At 73.6% G+C, this 17,980-nt stretch carries 20 protein-coding genes; 15 read left to right on the forward strand and 5 right to left on the reverse strand.

The features are described from left to right. From ACZJYS_RS14190 to ACZJYS_RS14235, 10 genes are all read left to right on the forward strand, one after another. Positions 1-303: laccase domain-containing protein (locus tag ACZJYS_RS14190; RefSeq protein WP_493179114.1), on the forward strand; the 303-nt coding region annotated here is incomplete at its 5' end. A gap of 84 nt (positions 304-387) precedes the next feature. Further along, a complete protein-coding gene (locus ACZJYS_RS14195) occupies positions 388-1,350 on the forward strand; it encodes a hypothetical protein (protein ID WP_493179116.1) in 963 nt (320 codons plus the stop codon). A gap of 152 nt (positions 1,351-1,502) precedes the next feature. Then, entirely contained in the window at positions 1,503-2,435 is a 933-nt protein-coding gene (locus tag ACZJYS_RS14200) for a ribose-phosphate pyrophosphokinase (RefSeq protein WP_109516527.1), read from the forward strand. Positions 2,436-2,649: 214 nt separating this feature from the next. Beyond that, a complete protein-coding gene (locus tag ACZJYS_RS14205; protein WP_493179119.1) occupies positions 2,650-3,270 on the forward strand; it encodes a glutathione S-transferase family protein in 621 nt (206 codons plus the stop codon). Continuing rightward, entirely contained in the window at positions 3,270-3,860 is a 591-nt protein-coding gene (locus ACZJYS_RS14210) for a histidine phosphatase family protein (RefSeq protein WP_379650485.1), read from the forward strand. The genes ACZJYS_RS14205 and ACZJYS_RS14210 overlap by 1 nt, the downstream gene beginning before the upstream one ends. Before the next feature lie 240 nt (positions 3,861-4,100). Continuing rightward, entirely contained in the window at positions 4,101-4,754 is a 654-nt protein-coding gene (locus tag ACZJYS_RS14215) for a 50S ribosomal protein L25/general stress protein Ctc (RefSeq protein ID WP_109516525.1), read from the forward strand. 15 nt (positions 4,755-4,769) lie between these two features. Continuing rightward, positions 4,770-5,342 carry an aminoacyl-tRNA hydrolase gene (pth, locus tag ACZJYS_RS14220; protein ID WP_109516524.1) on the forward strand — a complete coding sequence of 191 codons (573 nt, stop codon included), beginning with the start codon at positions 4,770-4,772 and terminating at the stop codon, positions 5,340-5,342. A 2-nt stretch (positions 5,343-5,344) separates the two neighbouring features. Next, complete coding sequence (locus ACZJYS_RS14225) at positions 5,345-5,752, forward strand: hypothetical protein (RefSeq protein ID WP_109516523.1); 408 nt, start codon at positions 5,345-5,347, stop codon at positions 5,750-5,752. A gap of 200 nt (positions 5,753-5,952) precedes the next feature. After that, positions 5,953-7,047 (forward strand): redox-regulated ATPase YchF, encoded by a 1,095-nt coding sequence (gene ychF, locus ACZJYS_RS14230; RefSeq protein ID WP_109516522.1) that lies wholly within the window; start codon positions 5,953-5,955, stop codon positions 7,045-7,047. Between the two features lie 116 nt (positions 7,048-7,163). Beyond that, positions 7,164-9,011, forward strand: coding sequence for a response regulator (locus ACZJYS_RS14235; RefSeq protein ID WP_493179123.1), 1,848 nt, complete (start codon positions 7,164-7,166; stop codon positions 9,009-9,011). 120 nt (positions 9,012-9,131) lie between these two features. Here ACZJYS_RS14235 and ACZJYS_RS14240 read toward each other — a convergent pair whose 3' ends face one another. Both ACZJYS_RS14240 and ACZJYS_RS14245 read right to left on the reverse strand, forming a co-directional pair. Beyond that, positions 9,132-9,575, reverse strand: a complete 444-nt coding sequence (locus tag ACZJYS_RS14240) for a GNAT family N-acetyltransferase (protein WP_493179126.1) — start codon at positions 9,573-9,575, stop codon at positions 9,132-9,134. 17 nt (positions 9,576-9,592) lie between these two features. Next, the gene (locus ACZJYS_RS14245; protein ID WP_109516721.1) at positions 9,593-9,790 is read right to left on the reverse strand and encodes a DUF4169 family protein; all 198 of its coding nucleotides are present in this window, start codon (positions 9,788-9,790) and stop codon (positions 9,593-9,595) included. A gap of 42 nt (positions 9,791-9,832) precedes the next feature. Here ACZJYS_RS14245 and ACZJYS_RS14250 point away from each other — a divergent pair, with 42 nt between their 5' ends. Next, positions 9,833-10,495: a dienelactone hydrolase family protein gene (locus ACZJYS_RS14250; protein WP_493179129.1), complete on the forward strand. Its 663-nt coding sequence runs from the start codon at positions 9,833-9,835 to the stop codon at positions 10,493-10,495. Between the two features lie 52 nt (positions 10,496-10,547). Here the strand turns inward: ACZJYS_RS14250 and ACZJYS_RS14255 are convergent, their stop codons facing one another. Beyond that, on the reverse strand, positions 10,548-11,774 hold the full coding sequence (locus ACZJYS_RS14255) for an MFS transporter (RefSeq protein WP_493179131.1): 1,227 nt from the start codon (positions 11,772-11,774) through the stop codon (positions 10,548-10,550). Positions 11,775-11,865: 91 nt separating this feature from the next. Here ACZJYS_RS14255 and ACZJYS_RS14260 point away from each other — a divergent pair, with 91 nt between their 5' ends. From ACZJYS_RS14260 to ACZJYS_RS14270, 3 genes are all read left to right on the forward strand, one after another. Next, positions 11,866-12,771: an AraC family transcriptional regulator gene (locus tag ACZJYS_RS14260; protein ID WP_245906260.1), complete on the forward strand. Its 906-nt coding sequence runs from the start codon at positions 11,866-11,868 to the stop codon at positions 12,769-12,771. 198 nt (positions 12,772-12,969) lie between these two features. Further along, positions 12,970-14,265, forward strand: a complete 1,296-nt coding sequence (locus tag ACZJYS_RS14265) for a c-type cytochrome (RefSeq protein WP_493179133.1) — start codon at positions 12,970-12,972, stop codon at positions 14,263-14,265. A gap of 4 nt (positions 14,266-14,269) precedes the next feature. Next, on the forward strand, positions 14,270-15,013 hold the full coding sequence (locus tag ACZJYS_RS14270; protein WP_493179135.1) for a 2OG-Fe dioxygenase family protein: 744 nt from the start codon (positions 14,270-14,272) through the stop codon (positions 15,011-15,013). A 51-nt stretch (positions 15,014-15,064) separates the two neighbouring features. Here ACZJYS_RS14270 and ACZJYS_RS14275 read toward each other — a convergent pair whose 3' ends face one another. Beyond that, on the reverse strand, positions 15,065-16,243 hold the full coding sequence (locus tag ACZJYS_RS14275) for a M20 aminoacylase family protein (RefSeq protein ID WP_379650468.1): 1,179 nt from the start codon (positions 16,241-16,243) through the stop codon (positions 15,065-15,067). A 174-nt stretch (positions 16,244-16,417) separates the two neighbouring features. Further along, a complete protein-coding gene (locus ACZJYS_RS14280) occupies positions 16,418-17,074 on the reverse strand; it encodes a DUF1028 domain-containing protein (protein ID WP_493179138.1) in 657 nt (218 codons plus the stop codon). A gap of 126 nt (positions 17,075-17,200) precedes the next feature. On the opposite strand from ACZJYS_RS14280, the gene ACZJYS_RS14285 reads away from it, so the two are divergent. After that, on the forward strand, positions 17,201-17,980 hold a 780-nt coding region (locus ACZJYS_RS14285), incomplete at its 3' end, for a YjbH domain-containing protein (RefSeq protein WP_493179140.1).

Below are 17,980 nucleotides of genomic sequence, written 5' to 3' on the forward strand. Positions count from 1 at the left end.
GTGGTCGGCCCCTGCATCCGCCAGGATTCCTACGAGGTGGGGAATGACCTGCGCGACGCCGTGCTGGCGCGCGAGGCGGCCGATTCGCGCTTCTTCGTCGCCGGGCGGCGCGAGGCGCACTGGCAGTTCGACCTCGCCGGCTATTGCGCGGCGCGGCTGGTGGCGGCAAGAACCGGCCGCGTGGCCGTGATCCCGGCCGACACCTGCGCCGAGCCGGACCGCTTCTTCAGCCACCGCCGCCGCACCCTGGCCGGCGAGGGCCCGATCGGCCACCAGCTCTCGGCCATCGCCCTGCCCGCCTGATCCGAACTTCCGGAAGGGCCAACCCCATGCCCTACATGGTGATCTTCCTGCTGCTCCTCGTCCTGACCATGCTGGTGTCCTGCTTTGCGCTGGTCTGAGGGCGCCCGCGCCTGGCTGGCGCCGCTGCTGGCGCCGCTGCTGCTGCTGGCCGCCTGCGCCGACCTGCAGCCCTTCCGGGGCAATCCGGGGGCCGAGGCGCGGCGGCTGGCGCGGCCGCCCGCCTACCGCATCGCCGTGCCCACCCCGACCGAGGCGCTGCTGACCGATGCCGGGGCGGAGCGCTTCGCCGAGACCCTGGCCGAGGCGCTGCGCGCGGCGGAGGTGCCGGCCGCGGCCACGCCCGTGCAGCCGCTGGACTGGCCGCTGGTCGTCACCGCCCGGCGCGAGGGCAGCCGCCTGCTGCCCCGCTACGAGCTGTTCGACGCCGACGGCACCTCGCTCGGCGCCACCGAGGGCGGCCCCGCCCCGCTGCGCGGCTGGGGCATGGAGGAGGAAGCGGTGTTCCGCGAGGTGGCGGCGCGCGACGCCCCCGGCGTGGCCACGCTGCTGGAGGCCGTGGAGGCCTCGCGCAAGGCCAGCGACCCGGCGGCGCTGGCCGGGCGCGGCCCGCTGCGAATCCGCCTGGCCGGCGTGAAGGGCGCGCCGGGCGACGGCAACCGCAGCCTGCGCAACCGCCTGGGCGAGTTCCTCACCCGCCTCGGCTACCTGCCGCAGGACCAGGCGGAGGGCGCCACCTACGCCGTGCAGGCCGAGGTGCAGGCGGTGCCGGCGCCGGGCGACAAGCAGCGCATCGAGCTGCAATGGATCGTCAGCCGGCGCGACGGCTACGAGCTGGGCCGGGTGGTGCAGATCAACGAGGTGCCGCGCGGCTCGCTCAACGGGCTGTGGGGCGACGTGGCCTATGTGGCGGCCGAGCAGGCGGCCAGCGGCATCCGCGAGGTGCTGCAGAACGCCGCCCAGCCGGAGCTGGACGAGGCCACACCGCCGCCGCCACCACCGCCCGAGGCGCACCGGGGCACCAGGGCGGAGGCCGCCCCGGCCCGCTGAGAGGGGCGCGGCGACGGGGTGAGGATTTGCACGCCAGCCATGCCAAAGGCCTGGCGACGATAGACACGAGGCTGTCACGTTGCTACCACGCGGCCCGTTCCTCGCCGGGCCCGACTTTCCCCTGGGTCCGCTGCCCGGAGATGCCGCGCCCCATGAAGATCGTCGCCTGCAACAGCAACCGCCCGCTCGCCGAGGCGGTGGCCGCCGCGCTGAACCTGCCGCTGACACAGGCCTCCATACGCCGCTTCGCGGATATGGAGGTGTTCGTGGAGATCCACGAGAATATCCGCGGCGAGGATGTGTTCGTGGTGCAGAGCACCTCCTACCCCGCCAATGACAACCTGATGGAGCTGCTGATCACGCTGGACGCGCTGAAGCGCAGCTCCGCCCGGCGCGTCACGGCCGTCATCCCCTATTTTGGCTATGCGCGGCAGGACCGGAAGTCCGGCCCCCGCACGCCGATCAGCGCCAAGCTGGTGGCCAACCTCATCACCGAGGCCGGCGCCGACCGCGTGCTGACGCTCGACCTGCATGCCGGGCAGATCCAGGGCTTCTTCGACATCCCGGTGGACAACCTCTTCGCCGCCCCCCTCTTCGCGCGCGACATCCTGGAGCGCTACAAGGGCCGCGATCTGATGGTGGTCAGCCCCGATGTCGGCGGCGTGGTGCGGGCGCGGGCCATCGCCGCCCGGCTGCACACCGACCTCGCCATCATCGACAAGCGCCGCCCCCGCGCCGGCGTCTCCGAGGTGATGAACGTCATCGGCGACGTCGAGGGGCGGGACTGCATCCTGGTGGACGACATCGTCGACTCGGGCGGCACGCTGTGCAACGCGGCGGACGCGCTGCTGAAGAACGGCGCCAAGTCGGTCAGCGTCTATGTGACGCATGGCGTGTTCTCGGGCGGGGCGGTGGCCCGCATCGGCGCCGCCAGCATCGAGCAGATGGTGGTGACGGACAGCATCCAGGCGACCGAGGCGGTGCGCGTCTCCTCCAACATCCGCCAGCTCACCATCGCGCCGCTGCTGGCCGAGGCGATGCGCCGCATCTCCGAGGAAAGCTCGGTCTCCACCCTGTTCAACTGAGCGCGCGGGCGGATTTCACGGTCCGCCCCGCCTCGGCGCCATCCTCGCCCGTGCGCCGAGACCGGCGGGGATGCGCCGGTGCCCGGCCTCCTCGCGCGGGCGCCCTGCCGGCGGCGGCGGAGCGGGCCGGAAATTCACCGGCCCCGGCTTGCGCGCCCGCGCCCTGCCGCCGATCCTCCGGGCCGACCCCGTCCAGAACCGGAACCCGGCCACCATGAAGCTCCACTACTCCCCCGGCGCCTGCTCGCTCGGCATCCATGTCCTGCTCGAGGAGATCGGCCAGCCCTTCGAGGCGGTGCGCTCCCCCATCAAGGAAGGCGCGCTGCAGACGCCCGAGTTCAAGGCGCTGAACCCGAAGGGCAAGGTGCCCACCCTGGTGCGCGACGACGGCTCGGTGCTGACGCAGTACACCGCCATCGCCTTCTGGCTGGCCGCCGGCAACCCCGCCGCCGGCCTGCTGCCGGCCGATGCCGAGGGCCAGGCCCGCGCCCTCGAGGCGATGGACTTCGTCACCGGCACCATCCACCCGCAGGGCTTCTCGCGCCTGTTCAACCAGGCCCGCTTCGCCCCCAGCGAGGCCGACCACCCGAAGGTGAAGGAGCAGGGCACCGCCCTCGCCGCCAAGGGCTTCGCCGACATGGACGCCACCTGGAAGGGGGCCGAGTGGGTGCTGCCCTCCGGCTATTCGGTGGCCGATTCGGCGCTGTTCTTCGTCGAGTTCTGGGCGGTGAAGCGGATGGGCATGACCCTGCCGCCGCGGCTGCAGGCGCATTACGAGCGGATGCTGGCCCGCCCCGCCGTGCAGCGCGCCATGGCCACCGAGGGCCTCGCCTGATGGCCGGGGGCGGCCGCCTCACCCGCGAAGCCTTCTGGTTCCTCCGCCATGGCGAGACGGACTGGAACGCGCGCGGCCTCTCCCAGGGCAATGTGGACATCCCGCTGAACTCCATCGGCATCGCCCAGGCGGAGCGGGCGGCGCAGGCGCTGCTGGAAGGCCAGGCGGGGCGGGAGATCGCCACCATCGTGGCCTCCCCACTCGGCCGCGCGCGGGACACGGCCGAGGCGGTGGCCCGGGCGCTGGGCCTGCCGGTCGAGGTCCACGACGCGCTGCGCGAGGTCTCCTTCGGCGTGCAGGAGGGCCAGCCCATGGCCGGCTGGTTCGACGACTGGGTGGAAGGCCGCTTCACCCCCGAGGGCGCCGAGAGCTTCGCCCAGCTGCGCGACCGCACCGTGGCCGCCATCAACCACTGCCTCTCCCGCCCCGGCCCGGTGCTGGTGGTGGCGCATGGGGCGCTGTGGCGCGCCTTCCGCGCCGAGGCGGGGCTGCCGGCCAATGTGCGCACGCCCAACGCCCTGCCGATGTGGGTGACGCCCCCCGCCGCCGGCGGCGAGGCCTGGGCCTTCGACCCGCTGGCCATGCCCTGAGCGGCGGCGCCGCGGGCGGATTCCGCTGCCAGCGGCGGCGGCGCCGGCGCCGCGGGCGATTCCCCTGCCCGGGACGCCGGCGAATGATTGCCTCCCGGCACCAAATGCCCTATTCCCCGCCCCGCGCTGGCACCCCTGGAGGCCAGCGCAACTGTTTTCGGGCATGGGCCCGGGGGCGGGATTGGGCAGGCGCCCCGGCAAAGCCGGCGCGGCGCCACAGAGCAAGCGGAGCACGGACACATGGTCCAGACCATTCGGATCGAGGCCGAGGCGCGCGAGTTGGCCGGTAAGGGGGCGGCGCGCGCGACTCGGAGGACGGGGCGCGTCCCCGCGGTCATCTACGGCGCGAAGCAGGAGGCGACGCTGCTGTCGCTCGACCCGCGCGACGTGATGAAGGAGCTGCACAAGGGCGGCTGGCAGTCGCACCTCTACGAGGTGGCTGTGAACGGCACGACCGAGCGCTGCCTGATGCGCGACGTGCAGTTCCACCCCGTGAAGGACATCCCCCTGCACGTGGACTTCCAGCGCCTGGCCCCCGGCCAGCTGATCCGCGTGAAGGTGCCGGTGGTGTTCCTGAACGAGGAGAGCGCGCCGGGCATCAAGGAGGGTGGCGTGCTGAACGTCGTCCGCCGCGAGGTCGAGGTGCTGTCCGACCCCGACCAGGTGCCGGACCAGTTCGAGATCGACATGGGCGCCGCCGCCATCGGCGACAGCCTGCGCTGGTCGGACGTGGCGGACGCCAAGGGCACCCAGCCGGTGATCGTCGGCCGTGACTTCGTGGTGGCCACCATCGCGCCGCCGACGGTCGAGGAGGAGGTGGTCGTGGCCGCCCCTGTCGCCGCCGCCCCCGCGCCCGCCAAGGGCAAGGGCGGCAAGGCCGCGCCGAAGAAGTAAGGCAGGGGTTCTGGCGTGCTGCTCTGGGTCGGCCTCGGCAATCCCGAACCGGGTCAGGCGCGGCACCGCCACAACATCGGCTTCATGGCGCTCGACGCCATCGCCCGCCGCCACGGCTTCACGCCGTGGCGGCAGCGCTACAAGGGCCTGCTGGCCGAGGGCAACATTGCCGGCCAGAAGCTGCTGCTGCTGAAGCCGCAGACCTACATGAACCTCTCGGGCGATTCGGTGCAGGCCGCCGCCGCCTTCCACAAGATCCCGCCCGCCAGCGTCACCGCCTTCCACGACGAGCTCGACCTCGCCCCCGGCCGTATCCGGGTGAAGAAGGGTGGCGGCGCCGCCGGGCATAACGGGCTGCGCGACATGGACCGCAAGCTGGGCACGCCGGACTACTGGCGCGTGCGCCTCGGCATCGGCCATCCCGGCATGAAGGAGAAGGTGACCGGCCACGTGCTGGGCAACTTCGCCAAGGTGGACACCTGGCTGGAACCCATGCTGGATGCAGTGGCGGAGGCCGCGCCCCTGCTGGCCAAAGGCGAGCCGGAAGCCTTCATGACCCGCGTGGCCCTGCTGACCCAGGAGAGCTGAGAATGGCGATGGAAGACGCTGCCGCCGACCTGGCCGCCGAGTTCGGCGGCCCCGGCCCGGAGGATCTGGCGAACGGCGCCGCGGCGCTGGCCGCCGGCCTGCTGGCCCAGGCGCACAGCCTGGCGGGCACCGCCGCCGCGCTGGAGACCAGCGACACCGGCCACCAGGGCGCGATCGAGGCCGCCGCCGCCCGCGCCGCCCTGGCGCTGGCCATGGCGCAGGCCGTCTCCGAGGCGGTGGGCCCGGCGCGCGCCGAGCTGATCCGCGCCGCCGCGCATTCGCTTGACGTGTCGCTCGGTGGCGCGGTGACGCAGCTGCGCGCCGCCGCCCTGGCGCTGCCGACGGACGACGCCGCGGCCCGCATCGCCGCCGCCCAGATCGCCGGCGAGATCGCCGCCGCACTGGGCTGAGGCACCCCCCGCGCCCGGGGCGGCGCTTCCGCGCCCTGGGCCAGGGGAGCGGGCTGCGCGGGATCGCGGGCCGCATCGTGGGCCCGGGTTGCCCGAACGGGCGCCGCCGCCCATGCGGCGAAGCCAAGCCGGCCGAGGCCGGCGCCGGCGAATGAGGGCGCCCCTGCACCGCAGGGGCGCGCATACAAAGAGGACCTGACATGGGCTTCAACTGCGGGATCGTCGGCCTGCCGAATGTCGGCAAGTCCACCCTGTTCAACGCGCTGACGCAGACCGCGGCGGCCCAGGCCGCCAACTATCCCTTCTGCACCATCGAGCCGAATGTCGGCCGCGTCGCGGTGCCGGACCGGCGGCTCGACACCATCGCCAGGATCGGCAAGTCGGCCAAGATCGTGCCGACCAGCCTGGAGTTCGTGGACATCGCGGGCCTGGTGCGCGGCGCCTCGCGCGGCGAGGGCCTGGGCAACCAGTTCCTCGGCAACATCCGCGAGACGGATGCCATCGTGCACGTGCTGCGCTGCTTCGAGGATGGCGACGTCACCCATGTCGAGGGCAGCGTGGACCCGATCCGCGACGCCGACACCATCGAGACCGAGCTGATGCTGGCCGACATGGACAGCCTGGAGAAGCGCCAGCTCGGCCTGCAGAAGCGCGCCCGCGGCGGCGACAAGGAGGCGGCCGGCCAGCTCACGCTGATCGAGCCGATCCTGGCCGGGCTGCGCGACGGCCGCCCCGCCCGCGCCTCCATCCCGAAGGGGGAGGAGGAGGCGGCCAAGCGCCTCCAGCTGCTCACCTCCAAGCCGGTGCTCTACGTCTGCAACGTCGAGGAAGGCGCGGCCGGCAGCGGCAACGCGCACAGCGAGAAGGTGTTCGCCCGCGCCGCGGCCGAGGGCGCCAAGGCGGTGGTGGTCTCCGCCGCCATCGAGGCCGAGATCAGCCAGATGGACGCGGCCGACCGGGGCGAGTTCCTGGAGGGGCTGGGCCTGTCCGATTCCGGGCTGGATCGCGTCATCGCCGCCGGCTACGGGCTGCTCGGCCTGCTCACCTACTTCACCGTGGGGCCGAAGGAGGCGCGCGCCTGGACCATCACCCGCGGCATGAAGGCGCCGCAGGCCGCCGGCGTCATCCATGGCGATTTCGAGCGCGGCTTCATCGCCGCCGAGACCATCGCCTATGACGACTACGTGGCGCTTGGCGGCGAGCAGGGCGCCAAGGAAGCCGGCAAGATGCGGGTCGAAGGCAAGGAATACGTCGTCAAGGACGGCGACATCCTGCTGTTCCGCTTCAACGTCTGAGAACGGCGGGGTGGAGTGTCCACCCCGCTTTTTCACTCTATGGTCGTGGAGGGCGGGGCGATAGAGTGGCCCGCCGGCCCTGCACAACCGGCCAATGACAAGGCCGGCGCCCGCCCGTGGATCTGCATCTACCCACCCTGCTCTCTGTTGGCACGCTGCTCAGCCTGACCATCGGGCTGATGTGGCTGGTGCTTTCCTTCGACCGGCACCGGGCGCCGGGGCTGCGGGAATGGGGGCTGGCGGTTCTCGGCGTCGGCCTGTCGGCGCTGCTGGTGGGGTTGCGCGGCCATCTGCCGGACCGTGTCTCGATCGACCTCGGCAATGCGCTGACGCTGCTCTCCCTCGGCCTCGCCTGGATCGGCGTCCGCCGCTTCGACCAGCGCCGCACCCCGTTCTGGCTGATGCTGCTGCCGCTCCTGGCCTGGCTCGGCCTGCGCCAGCTGCCCGGCCTGACCGAGACGCGGGAGATGCGCGTCATCATCATGTCGCTGCTGACGGCGCCGCTGAGCCTCGGCATCGCCTGGGAGTTCTGGCGCGACCGGGCGGAGCACCGCCTGTTCCGCACCCTTCTCAGCTTCAGCTTCGCCCTGCAAGGCGTGCTGGTGCTGCTGCGCGTGCCGGTGGCGCTGGCGCAGCCGGAATGGCACGCCGGCCCCGAGCTGCCGCAGCGCCTGTGGTTCAGCCTGGTGCTGGTGCAGGGCATGCTGCACTGCGTGTTCACCAGCTTCTGCCTGATGGCGCTGTTCCGGGCGCGCGGCGAGCAGCGCGCCCTGGCCGCCTCCGCCGCCGCGCGCGAGGCGGCGGAGGCCTCCAACGCCGCCAAGTCCCGCTTCCTGGCGCGGATGAGCCACGAGCTGCGCACCCCGCTCAACGGCGTGCTCGGCATGGCGCAGATCCTGGGCGCGCGGGACGACCTGCCCGGCCCGGCGCGCGAGGAGGTGGCGGTGATCAACCGCGCCGGCCGCCACCTGCTGGCGCTGGTGAACGACGTGCTGGACCTCGCCCAGGTGGAGGCCGGCCGCCTCACCCTGGCGCGGGAGCCGGTGCCGCTGCGCGCCCTGCTGGAAGGCGCGCTGGAGCTGCTGCGCCCCGAGGCGTCGGGCAAGTCGGTCGCCCTGCGGCTGGAGCTGGAGCCCGGCTGCCCCGAGGCGGTGCTGGGCGATGCGCGGCGGCTGCGGCAGGTGCTGCTGAACCTCGCCGGCAATGCCGTGAAGTTCACCCCCCGGGGCGGCTGGGTGCGGCTCTCGGTACGGGCGGTGGAGGACGGGCTGCGGCTGGAGGTGCTGGACACCGGCCCCGGCATCCCGGCGGCGCAGCGGGCCCAGCTCTTCCGCGACTTCAACCGCCTCACCGCGCTGGAGGCCGAGGGGCATGGCCTCGGCCTCGCCATCACCGATGGGCTGGTGCAGGCCATGGGCGGGCGGATCGGCGTTCTGCCGGGGCCGGAGGGGCGCGGCAGCCTGTTCTGGGCCGAGCTGCCGCTGCCGCCGGCGGCGTTGCCGGCGGCCCCGGCGCAGGCGGGGGCGATGCCGCACATGCTGCCCCTGGCCACGCCGCTGCGCATCCTGGTGGTGGACGACGTGCCGCTGAACCGCATGGTGGCGCAGACCATGCTGCGCCAGGCCGGGCACAGCGTGGCCGAGGCCGCCAGCGGCGAGGCGGCGCTGGCCCACCTGCAGGCTTGCCCGGTCGACCTCGTGCTGCTCGACCTGCAGATGCAGGGCATGGACGGGCTGGAGACCACCCGCCGCATCCGTGCCGAGGAGGCGCGCCGGCCGGGCGGCGGGCGCATCGCCATCCTGGGGCTTTCCGGCACCGATGCCAGGGAGGGATGGCCGGACTGCCTGCAGGCGGGCATGGATGGCTACCTGCCCAAGCCGTTGCAGCGCGAGACCCTGCTGCGGGCGCTGCGCGCCCTGCGCCGCCAGGACGCCCTGCCCGCGCGGGCGGCGGCCCTGGGCTGAGCACGAGGCCGGCGGGCCAGAGCCTTTTCCGTTCGCGCTGGCTCACGGAAAAGGCCCCGGCTCATTGTTTTCATGAGCATCTTCACGCGACCGGGCGAAGCGGCCTGCTGGCGATCCGACCTAGAGCGCCCGGGCGTGCGTGGCGTCCGCCGCCGCGACGGCGCGGAAGCCGTGGCGGGCGTAGAAGGCGGCAGCCGTCTCCGTCTCCGTCCGCAGCCGCAGGGTGTGGAAGTGGCCCTCCGCCAGCCCGAGCAGGCGCCCGACCAGCGCGGAGGCGATGCCGCGGCGGCGGGCGGCCGGGCGGACATAGAGGTGCCGCAGCCGCCCGGTTCCCGCATCCGCCGCATAGGGGTCGCGGTTGAGGCCGCACACCGCCAGCAGGACGCCCGCCTCGCAGGCGCCCAGCAGCGCCTCGCCGGGGCCGTCGAAGCGGTTCGTCCGCTCCTGCCATTCCCGCGCCAGCCGGCCGATGAAGCGGAAGCCCTCGGCGGCGGCTTCGGCCCGCAGCGCCTCCAGCCCGGGCGGAAGGTCCGGCAGCCGGAGGATGCAGGGCGCCGCGCTCATGCCGGCCGCCTCCTGCTTCACCCCGCCCCATCCTTCCCCGCCTCTTCCTGGCGGGCGCCGTCGAGCAGGGCGCGGCGGCGCGCCTCGGCCTCCGCCTCGCGCGCGCGCTCGGCCGGGGTGCGGCCGAACTTCACCCGGTTGGCGGCGGCCTGCTTCGCCTCGGCGGCGCGGGCGGCGGCCTTCCTGTGCCGGTTCAGGTTGACGATCTCTGCCATCGGCCGAGGATAGACCGCCCCGCCCACAGGAGGAATGCGCCCATGCAGATCGAACTCACCGCCGCCGACGGCCACCGCCTCTCCGCCTGGTGCACGGGGCCGGAGGATGCACGGCAGGCGCTCGTCGTCGTGCAGGAGATCTTCGGCGTGAACCGCCACATGCGGCACGTGGCCGAGGGCTTCGCGCGGCAGGGCTTCCGCGTCGTCTGCCCGGCGCTGTTCGACCGCGCCGAGCGCGGCGCCGAACTCGGCTACGCGCCGGAGGACGTGCAGCGCGGCCTCGCCCTGCGCGGCGCCATCGACCCGGCCGACACGCTGCGCGACATCGAGGCCGCCGCCGCCGCCCTGCCCCAGGGCGCCGCGCGCGGCATCATCGGCTATTGCTGGGGCGGCACCGTCGCCTGGCACGGCGCCACCCGCAGCCGCGCCTTCCAGGCGGCCATCGGCTACTATGGCGGCGGCATCGCCGCGGCGCGGGAGGAGGTGCCCCACTGCCCGGTGCAGCTGCATTTCGGCGAGGCGGACAAGGGCATCCCGCTCACCGACGTGGAGGCCATCCGCGCCGCCCGGCCGGAGGTGGAGGTGTTCGTCTACCCCGGCGCGCAGCACGGCTTCGCCTGCGAGGAACGCGCCTCCTACAACCCGGCCGATACCATCCTGGCGGAGCAGCGGAGCCTGGGGTTCTTTGCGAAGCATCTGAAATAGAAAAAGGCCGGGGGAAGGAATTCCCTCGGACCCCCATCTTCTTTCTGCAAGTTTACTCGGCAGGGGCTGGCGCGGCTTGCCACAGCTCGGGGCGCAGCTCCTCCCGGCGGTCGGGGAAGAACAGGGCGCAGAGCAGCGTCACGCCGGAGAAGCCGGCCAGCACCAGCAGCGCCATGTCGAGCCGCCCCGTCGCCTCGTGCAGCAGGCCGATCAGCGGCGAGGCGGCGGCGGCGCCGAGGAAGCCCACGAAGAAGCGGATGGAATACAGCCGCACCCGCAGCGGCGGCGCGATGTAGCGCGCCGTCATCGTCTCGTTCACCGTCACCTGGCCGAAGATCGAGGCCGCCAGCGCCGCCGCCAGCGGCAGCACCCACCAGCCCTCGGCGAAGGAGAGCGCCAGCATCGCCGGCACCTGCACCAGCGCCATCGGCAGGAAGACGCGCTTCAGCGTCATCCGGTCGATCATCCGCCCCACGGTGAACTGCGTCAGCCCGCCGCAGATCGTCACGATGAAGGCCAGCGCGCCGATCACCGGCAGCAGGTCCGGGCTGCCGGCCAGCCGCTCCTCCATCAGCTTCGGCAGCAGCAGGGTGAAGGCGTTGAACACCAGCCCCGACACGGCGGCGATGGAGAGCAGCACCACCACCGCCCGCCGCACCACCGCCGGCGGAATGGCGGGGAACGGCTTCGCCGCGCCGCGCGCCGTGGCCATGTCGATGGCCGGCTCGCGCGCATACAGCACGCCCACCGCCACGCAGAGCAGTCCCGGCACCAGGAAGGCCCAGCGCCAGCCGAGGGTGGCCACCAGGAAGGCCGTCAGCACCGGCGCCGTCGCCACGCCGAGATTGCCGAACACCCCGTTCAGCCCGACCGCGCGCCCCACCTTCTCGCCCGCCGCCTCCACCAGCATGGCGGTGCCGACGGGGTGGTAGATGGCCGAGAAGGCGCCCATGCCGGCCAGCGCCACCGCCATCCACAGCGGCGAGGGGGCGAGCCCCGCCAGCGCCATGCAGCCCCCCGTGCCGAGGAAGAAGGCCAGCATCAGGGCGCGCCGCCCGAAGCGCGTGGCCAGCCAGCCCATCGGCAGCGAGCCCACGCCGTAGAGCACGAACATACCGGTGCCGAGCGCCAGGATCGGGCCGTACTCGGTGCCGAAGCGCCCCGGCTCCTGCTGCACCAGCCCCAGCACGGCGGTGGCCAGGATTAGCAGGCTGAAATGGGTGGCGCTGTGCGCCGCGTTGATGAAGGCGATCTGCCGCGTGGCGGGGTGCAGGGACATGGCGTTGGCGTTCCGGTCTTGCCGTTCTTGCCCGGAAGGATAGCCTGGCTGGAAACCGACATCCGGCCAGATCATGTCGCCAAGCCGCCAAATGCCCACCTACATCATCCCCTCACGCGACCTGCCGCAGGACGCGGTGGACCGCCCGCTGGCCGGCTTCCGGCGCGACTATGCCGATGGCGGCCGCACCCCGCGCCATGCCCATCGCCGCGTGCAGCTCATCTATGCCAGCCAGGGCGTCATGCGCATCACCACGGACGCGGCGGGCTATGTCGTGCCGGCGGGCCGCGCGCTGTGGGTGCCGGCCGGGCTGCCGCACGCCGTGGCCACGCAGGGCGTGGTGGCGATGCGCGCGCTGTTCCTGCGCGAGGACGCGGCGCGGCACGGCCCGCCCGGCGTGGCGGTGCTGGCCGTCTCGCCCCTGCTGCGGGAGCTGATCCTGGCCGCCTGCGAGGAGCCGCCCGAATGGGACCCGGAGGGCCGCGCCGGCCACCTCGCCGCGCTGATCCTGGACGAGATCCGCCGCGCCCCCACCCTGCCGCTCGGCGTGCCGCAGCCGCGCGACCCGCGCCTGCTGCGCCTGGCCGAGGCGCTGCACGCCCGCCCCGACAGCGGCCTGACCCTGGAAGGCTGGGCCGCCGAGGTAGGCGCCAGTGCCCGCACCCTCTCCCGCCTGTTCCGCGCCGAGACGGGGATGAGCTTCGGCGCCTGGCGGCAGCACTGGCGCCTGGCCGAGGCGGCGGCGCTGCTGGCGCGCGGCGTGCCGCCGGCCCGCGCCGCAGCGCTGGTGGGCTATGCCAGCGCGCCGGCCTTCGGCGCCGCCTACCGCGCCGCCTTCGGCGTCACGCCCGGCCAGGCGGGGAAAGGGGCGCGGCGGAAGGAGGCCGGGCCGGCGGTGCCGCCACCCCTCGGCGGGGCGGAACGGGAGCAGCCTGGACAGGAGCAGCCGGCCAGTGCCGCGCCATCGCCGCGGCCGCGTCGCCGGCCTGCCCGGTGAGCAGGCGGTACCGGGGGAAACCGTAGGAACAGGCCGGTGGACAGCTCCTCCGTGGCACCCGCCGCTAGCCGGCCTGCCGCTCCGGGCGACCACCCAGGTGATCGCCCCGCTGGCGCCGCCCCGCGCGGCACCGGAAAAGCGCGGCTCCTGCCGCATTCCACCTTCCGCCGGAGGCGGATTGCGGCAATCTCCCGCGCCATGCGCTGTCTCCCGCCGCTGCTCGCCACCTTCCTCGCCGCCCTCCTGGCCACTCCCGCCGCCCTGCCGGTGGCGGCGCAGGACCTGCCGCTGCATGGCGGGCCGGTGCGCGCCCTGGCCATGGCGGCCGATGGCGGCCGCATCGCCTCGGGCGGGTTCGACCAGGCGGTGATGCTCTGGCCGCCGGACCTCTCCCGCCCGCTCTCCGTCACCCGCTGGCACGGGCAGGCGGTGCAGGCGCTGGCGGCGCTGCCGGGCGGCGGCTTCGCCAGCGGCGGCGCCGATGGCCGCATCGCCCTCTGGCCCGCCGCGGGCGGCGCCGACCCCGCCCGCGTGCTGGAAGGGCATGGCAGCGCCATCGCCGCCCTGGCCGCGCGCGGGGCCTGGCTCCTCTCCGCCAGCTGGGACGGCACGGCGCGGCTCTGGCCGCTGGCCGGCGGCGCGCCGCGCGTGCTGGAGGGCCATGAAGGGCAGGTGACGGGCGCCGCCTTCCGCGCCGATGGCCTGCCGGTGACGGCGGGCGCCGACGGCACGCTGCGCGGCTGGCCCGCCGATGGCCCGCCCCGGCTGCTGGCCACCTATGGCCTGCCGCAGACCGCCCTGCTCGCCCTGCCCGACGGCACCCTGGCCAGCGCCGGGGTGGATGGTGCCATCCGCCTGCTCGGCCCCGCCGGGCGGGAGCGGCGGCTGCAGGCCGGCTCCTCCCCCCTCGCGGCCCTGGCCGCCACGCCGGATGGCGCGCTGCTGGCCGCCGCCGGGCCGGGGGGCGGCGTCTTCGTCTGGTCGCTGCCGGAAGGGCGGCTGCGGCACAGCCTGCCCTCGGCGGGGCAGCCCGTCTGGGCGCTGGCCTTCGCGCCCGACGGCACCCGCCTCTACGCCGCCGGCGCCGACCGCCGCCTGCGCGCCTTCGACATGGCGAGCGGCGCGGCCCTCGGCGCCGAGCCCGCCCCGCCGCCCGAGCGCGTGGCGGGGCTCGACCTGCACGGCGCCCGCGTGTTCCGCGCCTGCGGTGCCTGCCACAGCCTGACGGCGCCGCCCGAGGGGCAGGCGGACCTGAAGGCGGGGCCCCACCTGGCCGGGCTGTTCGGCCGCCGCATGGGCAGCATCGCCGGCTATGCGTATTCCGAGCGCCTGTCCCGTGGCGACATCGTCTGGACGAAGGAGACGGTGGCCGATCTCTTCACCCGCGGCCCCGACGTGGTGACGCCGGGGACGCGGATGCCGGTGCAGACCATCGGCGATGACGACGACATGGCGGCGCTGCTGCGCTTCCTCGAACAGGCGACGAAGGACTGAACCCATGCATGACCCCGTGCGCGCCGCGATCCAGGACGAGCCCGGCGCCGCGATCGGTGCCGCCGGCTATGTCGCCCTGCCCGCCGAGGCGGCGCGGGCGCTGTTCGATCCCGAGGGCACCGCGCTCTCCGGCCCGGCCTGGGCCGAGTTCGCGCGGAGCTGGGAAGCGCTGGAGCCAGACGCCCACATGGCCGATGGCGGCCGCTACCGGCTGCGCCGCCACGCCGTGTTCCGCCTGCGCGCGGGCGACCCGGCGCTGGCGCGCGCGCCGCACCAGCCGCACTACCAGGGGCTGGAGTTCAACGCGCTCAATGGCGGGGTGCAGCGCTGGTTCGCGCCGGTGACGGAGGCGGCCGCCGCCAGCCCCGCCTTGGCGGCGCTGCTGCGCGGCGCCCGCGCGGTGTTCGACGGCGTGGTGCCGGGGCGGGACTGGCATGTGGAGATGCACCAGTTCCGCATCCAGGCCCGGCCCGACGAGGCCGGCAAGCCGACGCCCGAGGGCATGCACCGCGACGGCGTGGACTATGTGCTGGTGGCGCTGATCGGCCGCGAGAACGTGGCGGGCGGCGAGACCGGCATCCGCGTGGACGGCCAGCCGGGCGAACAGAGCTTCACCCTCTCCGCCCCGCTCGACACGGTGCTGCTGGACGACCACCGCGTCTGGCACGGCGTGACGCCGATCGCGCCGCTCGACCCGGCGCGGCCGGGGCACCGGGACGTGCTGGTGCTGACCTTCCGGGCGGCCTGATCCGGCAGAAAGAAGATGGGGGCCTGGGGGAATTCCTTCCCCCGGCCTTGCCTACTTCCGCGCCAGCTCCCGCTCGACGACGCGGGCGAAGAACCCGGCGCCGACCGGCAGCAGGTTGTCGTTGAAGTCGTAGGTCGGGTGGTGGACGGGGTTGCTCCCCTTCCCCCCCGCTTCCGCCTGGCCGACGAACAGGAAGGCGCCCGGCCGCTTCTCCAGCATGAAGGAGAAGTCCTCGCCGCCCATGATCGGCAGCCCCTCGCGGATCACCTTCGCCTCGCCGGAGATCTCGGCGGCGGCGTCGGCGGCGCGGGTGGCCTCGGCGGCGTGGTTGATGGTGGGCGGGTAGCGGCGGTGGTAGCGCACCACGGCCTCGGCGCCATGCGCGCGGGCGGTGATGGTGGCGATGTCGGAAATTGCCTGCTCCACCGCGTCCCGCACCTCGGGCAGCAGGGTGCGCACCGTGCCGCGCAGCACCGCCTCGTCGGGGATGACGTTGTCGGCGCTGCCGGCGTGGAACTGGGTGATGGAGACCACCGCGCTGCCGAGCGGGTCCGTCCGGCGGCTGACGATGGATTGCAGCCCGCTCACCACATGCACGCCGACCAGCAGCGGATCGACCGAGAGGTGCGGCAGCGCGCCGTGCCCGCCCTTGCCGCGAATGACGATCTCCACCGTGTCCGACGCCGCCAGGATGACGCCGGGCAGCGCGCGGAAGGTGCCGAGCGGCATGTGCGGGTCGTTGTGGATGCCGTAGACGGCATCGCACGGGAAGCGGTCGAACAGCCCGTCCTCGATCATCGCCTTGGCGCCGGCCAGCCCTTCCTCGGCGGGCTGGAAGATGAAGTGGACGGTACCGGCGAAGTTCCGCGTCTCGGCGAGATACTTGGCGGCGCCGAGCAGCATGGCGGTGTGGCCGTCATGGCCGCAGGCGTGCATCGCGCCGGGATTCTGGCTGCGGTATTCGAAGCCGTTGGCCTCGGGCATCGGCAGCGCGTCCATGTCGGCGCGGAGCCCGATGCTGCCGCCCTCCCCGCCATTGCCCTTCAGCACGCCGACGAGGCCGGTCCTGCCGAGGCCGCGATGCACCTCGATGCCCCAGCCCGCCAGCTTCTCGGCCACGATGTCGCTGGTGCGCCGCTCCTCGAAGCCGAGTTCGGGATGGGTGTGGAAGTCCCGGCGCCACGCGGTCATCTCGGGCAGGAAGTCGGCGATGCGGTTGGGGATGGGCATGGGGCGGTGTCCTCGCTCGGAATCAGTATTTTAAGTTTTAAAGTAAAGAATCTTCTTTTTCTGGAGAAAAAGAAGCAAAAAGATTTTTATCAGTTTGGCGTCACGCTCTCGGCCAGCGCCCCGCCGACAGATAAAAGTTTTTTGGTTCTTTTTTCCAAAAAAGAACCCTTCCTTTCAGCCGCCACGCGCCCGGTCGGGGTCCACGGCGCGCAGCACGTATTCGTCGATGTTCGGCGCATACTCCCGCCACAGCGCCTCCAGCGCGCCGATCGGGTCCGCGTCGCGGTCGATGCGGAGGTCGGCGTAGGGGAAGCTCTCCTCGGCCACCATCAGCAGCGTGGCGCTGACCAGGGGGCGGCCCTCGCCGCCCGCCGCCTCGCCGGCCTTCAGCGCGTCGATCAGGCGGTCGCCGAGCGGCGCCTCGGGGTGGGCCAGGAAGGCTTCCACCATCGCCTGCGGCACCTGGTCGCTGGCCAGGATGTTGCCGATGGCCACGCAGTCGGCGCCATGCGCGTGGTTGTGCGCGGGCTTCACCCGGGCGCCGTGGAAATGCGCGGTGCGGCCGGCGCGGTCGATGGCGGCGAACTGGCGCCAGCCATGGTCGGGGGTGCTGGCCTCCAGCGCCGCCACCGTCTCCTGCGCGGTGCAGCCGCTGCGGAGCAGCTCGACGCCGCGCGGGCCGAGGCGGGGGTCGGTGCGGTGCTGCGTCAGCACGCCGCCAATGCCGGCGGCCAGGAAGGGCACGCGGGCGCCGATGCACAGGCCGGAGGTGGTGGCCACGGCGCCGAACTGGCCGGTGCGCGCGCAACGGCCGATCAGGGAAAAGGTCATGGCCGCGCATTCAACGGGCGAAGCACCCGCTTGTCCATCCGGGGGCGGCGCTTTGTCGTGGCGCCACGGGCCGGGGCGGCGTATAAACTCACGATTTCGTGATAATACTTTAAGGGTGGTTTACGCATGGCCCTCCGCCGGGCGGGGCTGCTGCTGCTGGCGCTGCTCCTCCCGCCGGTGGGCACCGGACGGGCCGAGGAGATTCCGGCCACCGGCGGCAATTACGGCGGCGCCGGGCTGATCGAGACGCGCAACGCCCGCTTCCGCGAGGATGGCACGCTGGAGGCCGGCACGGCGCTGCGCCACCAGCGGCGCTTCTGGTTCGTCAACTTCCAGGCCCTGCCCTTTCTGGAGACCACCTTCCGCCTGACCGAGCGCCTGGACGGCACGACGGGGCGCGGCATGACCACCGACCGCGCCTTCGACCTCAAGCTGCGCCTGCTGCAGGAGAGCGACACCACCCCTGCCGTGGCGATCGGCTTCCAGGACATCATCGGCACCGGGATCTACGCGGGCGAGTACATCGTCGCCTCCAAGCGCTGGCACGGCTTCGACCTCTCGGCCGGGCTGGGCTGGGGGCGCGCGGGCTCGGGCGGCGAGTGGACCAGCCCGCTGGCGCTGCTGGACGACCGCTTCCGCGACCGCCCGCGCGATGTGGGGCGCGGCGGCACGCTGCGGCGCAACTGGTTCCGTGGCGCGGATGTGGCGCCCTTCGCCGGGGTGGAATGGTCGGTGCCGGCGCTGGAGACGCCCTGGGGGCCGGTGGAGGGGCTGCGCGCCAAGCTGGAATGGAGCGGCGACGCGCTGCGTGACGAGCGCGGCGGCTACCCCGCCCGCCGCACCGGACTGCGCGGCGAGGCGGCATCCCGCGTCAATCTCGGCCTGCAATGGTCGAACGACTGGCTT

Source organism: Roseomonas sp. TS2, from assembly GCF_058833935.1.